Annotated in this window: 5 protein-coding genes; 3 read left to right on the top strand and 2 right to left on the bottom strand. The window is 62.1% G+C overall.

Annotated features, from left to right (window positions below):
* Together A5625_RS17120 and gvpJ (A5625_RS17125) are read right to left on the bottom strand one after the other, a co-directional pair.
* Window positions 1-287, bottom strand: a 287-nt coding sequence (locus tag A5625_RS17120) for a GvpL/GvpF family gas vesicle protein (protein ID WP_197516137.1), incomplete at its 3' end; no start/stop codon positions are given.
* A complete protein-coding gene (gvpJ, locus tag A5625_RS17125) occupies window positions 284-688 on the bottom strand; it encodes a gas vesicle protein GvpJ (RefSeq protein WP_066996306.1) in 405 nt (134 codons plus the stop codon). The genes A5625_RS17120 and gvpJ (A5625_RS17125), both read right to left, overlap by 4 nt.
* A 384-nt stretch (window positions 689-1,072) precedes the next feature.
* On the opposite strand from gvpJ (A5625_RS17125), the gene A5625_RS17130 reads away from it, so the two are divergent.
* The 3 genes from A5625_RS17130 to gvpJ (A5625_RS17140) all read left to right on the top strand — a co-directional run.
* Window positions 1,073-1,828: a hypothetical protein gene (locus A5625_RS17130; RefSeq protein ID WP_066996309.1), complete on the top strand. Its 756-nt coding sequence runs from the start codon at window positions 1,073-1,075 to the stop codon at window positions 1,826-1,828.
* 69 nt (window positions 1,829-1,897) lie between these two features.
* On the top strand, window positions 1,898-2,809 hold the full coding sequence (locus A5625_RS17135) for an SRPBCC family protein (RefSeq protein ID WP_232003735.1): 912 nt from the start codon (window positions 1,898-1,900) through the stop codon (window positions 2,807-2,809).
* A partial coding sequence (gvpJ, locus tag A5625_RS17140; RefSeq protein ID WP_197516138.1) for a gas vesicle protein GvpJ occupies window positions 2,806-3,077 on the top strand: 272 nt, incomplete at its 3' end. The genes A5625_RS17135 and gvpJ (A5625_RS17140), both read left to right, overlap by 4 nt.

A 3,077-nucleotide genomic window follows, 5' to 3' on the forward strand; every position in this document is an offset into this window, starting at 1 on the left:
ACCGCACCGAACCGCAACGGCAGCACCGGCGTGACGCTGGCGGTGCCGTCGAGCAACTGCGCGTGGGCCTGCAGGTCCTCCGGGGTGCCAAGAGGGCGGTCCGTCGGAACGTCACTTATCAGCGCGGCAATGTCGCCTTCCCGGACTACATCTACCTTCGTCGGCGGATCCCCGACGCCCCGAGCATGTTCCTCGACCTGGACATCAGCGGGAACGATCCCGTACACATAGACACCGCTGCGGCGTTGTGCATCTTGCCCCTGGTCTTGGAGATCGGAGGAGGTCATGTGGCGCCCCGGCGGCTTGAAACCCGTTTCACTTTGTGCCGTTGCGGTTGTTGGCTCTGGCTGAGAAAGTCGCCAAGCTTCTCGCTTGCCGCCTCCAAGACGCCTTGAGTCTTGGCGTTGGAGCCACCCGACTTGACACTTTGAACGAGGTCGGCCAAGCCCTTCGGCTCGTTCGTGGAGATCTGCAGCCGGTTGGCTGCCTGCGCGAAACGCAAGTAGGTGTCGACGCTGGCAATGACGATTCGTGCGTCTATCGTGATCAACTCAATGCCGACGAGCGAGAGCCGCACGTAAGCGTCAATAACAAGGCCTTTATCGAGGATCGTGTCGATGACGTCGGCTAACCCGCTGGAACTTGGTCCGCTAGCTGAACCGCCCGCGGGCGGTAGCGCGGTGGTCATGGGCGGACCCCTTGCTTTGCTGTGGCCCGCCGACTCCAACCGTATGACATGATGGCTCTCCTCTCGCTACGTCCCCATGTCTATGAGAGTCGGAGTTAACTCCCGGCGACCTACAGATCCTCCGCAGCCTTCGACCCCGTATGGGGCAGCGTCTACCCAAAACGGCCTCTGACAAATCCCAACGGACAGCTGAAATTTCAGGATTAATTGACGGCAAGATCTATTAAGCGGATGGTGAGAGATCCTCGATGCGCCCAGTTCTCAGGGGTAGCGACAGCAAGTTATGGGTAGCCGCCATCTATGCATCGGTCGAAGGTCTCGGAGTTAGGGCCCGGGCGTCCGCTCGATGGACATGGAGGGATTAGCTGAGGAGAGGAGGCAGTTATGTCGCCTCCAAATGGATCCAAAGTTGCGCTGGCGGTAGGGGCCGGGTACCTGCTCGGGAGAACCCGCAAGATGCGCCTTGCACTGATGCTGGCTTCGGCAGGCATCACGGGGAAGTTCCGAACCAAACCGACCGATGTTTTGGCCGATGGCCTGAGGTCGTTGGGCGCGTCGGATGAGCTCATGCAACTCACCGAGCAGCTGCGCGATCAGGCACTTAGTGCCGCAAAGGCAGCCGCCCTCGCCACCGCCATTAATAGAGTGAACGCACTCAACGAGCGGCTACAGCAAGCGCCGTCGGCAGGGTTGGGCGAAGTCGTGGAGGACGTCGGCGACACAGTCGACACCGTCGGCACTGATGTCGGCGACACCGTCGAGGACGTTGGCGACACCCTCGGCAAGTCAGTGAAATCGGTGACCGGACTGCTGCGCAGGCGTGCGCCAGCGGACCAAGACCAGGAAGCGGATCTCTACGAGGACGACGCCATCGACGACGATGAGGGTCCCCTAGACCTGGAAGACGAGGACGGCGAGGAAGTCGATCAGTACGACCAAGCAAACCTTGCCGACGAGGCTGAGCCCGTCGATGAAGAGCCGCAGCCGCCGCCACGGAAGCGCCGGGCGACGCCTAAGCCGGCCGCGCCAAAGCCATCAGTGCGGCGGTCTGCGCGCGTCGCTGCAGCGGATGCACCCCAGGCCCGCGCTGTTCGCCGTAGACCAGCGACGACACGCGCACCCGTGCGCCGAGGCCGGTGACTAGCGATGGTGCAGCCAGTAAAGGGAAGGGAATCTCGCCGGGGCCAAGCGGCAGAAACCATTTCGCCTTTGGAGGAGCTCCAGTCCTCGCTGCAGGAGCTGGCCGGCACCGTGACCGCGAGGGCAGTGTCGTCGCTCTCGGGCCGGCTCACCGGTGCTACCGAACGTCTCGCCGACTACGTGGAATCCGGTGGCGAGGGAGGCCTTTTGGGCGCCGTCACCGGGATAGACCGACTCACCGCTGAGTCGCCGATTAAATCGGCTGTCGCCTCGGGTGTCGCCGGCGCCACCGGCAAGCTGAGAGCGAAACTACGAGACGCCGCGGCATTGTCCCGCAGTAACAAAAGCGATGGCGGTGCGGAGAAGTCCAAGGCCACCAACATCGTTGAGCACATCGATGTCGCTGTACCGGTGGACGTCGCCTATCAGCAGTGGACGCAGTTCGCCCAGTTCCCGAAACTCATGAAAAAGGTAGAAGAAGTCGAACAGGTTTCGACCAAGAAGCTCCGATTGAAGGCAAAGGCGTTCTTCTCGCATCAAACCTGGGAATCGACGATCACCGAACAGGTGCCAAGCCAACGAATCGGCTGGCGATCTCAAGGTGAAAAAGAATATGTCGATGGAGCGGTAACGTTCCACGAACTCGCGCCGCATCTCACCCGGGTAATCGTCGTGCTGGAGTACCACCCGTACGGGATGTTCGCGCGGGCGCATAGCCGGCGTGCCCGCCTGTCCCTGAAGGATTTTCAGCGCCAACTCATGACTCAAGCCGTGCTGCACCCCGACGAGGTACCGGGAGGGCGGCGCGAAACCCGGAAAGGCCGCACGGTCAAGGATGCGGAAAAACGACGGCCCGGAGCAGGGCAAAAGCGCCGGACTCCTGAAGAAATCGCGGAGTCCGGACCAAAACAACGTCAGTCGCCTAGCCGCGGCGAATCAATTCGGACGCCGGCAGCGATGAAAGAAAGGAGTCGAGCATGACCACAGCAATACAACCGGCCGGCGGTGGAGCCGGCGGCGGCGGCAGCTCCAGCGGATTGGCCGATGTCATCGACACGATCCTTGACAAGGGCCTGGTGATTGACGCCTACGCGCGTCTCTCGCTTGTCGGGATCGAAATCGTGTCGATTGACGCGCGCGTGGTTGTTGCCAGCGTCGATACCTACCTGCGGTTCGCGCAGGCGGTGAACAGGCTCGAGATCTCTGAGACCGAACCCAAAGGTCTGCCAGACCTGGCCGGCGACGCTGT

The sequence above is a fragment of the Mycobacterium sp. 1465703.0 genome (assembly GCF_001672975.1).
Lineage (GTDB): Bacteria > Actinomycetota > Actinomycetes > Mycobacteriales > Mycobacteriaceae > Mycobacterium.

Bases quoted from the DNA above. Each gene is read 5' to 3' on its own strand.
- gvpJ (WP_066996306.1), bottom strand. From the start codon at position 688: ATGACCACCGCGCTACCGCCCGCGGGCGGTTCAGCTAGCGGACCAAGT.
- A5625_RS17130 (WP_066996309.1), top strand. From the start codon at position 1,073: ATGTCGCCTCCAAATGGATCCAAAGTTGCGCTGGCGGTAGGGGCCGGG.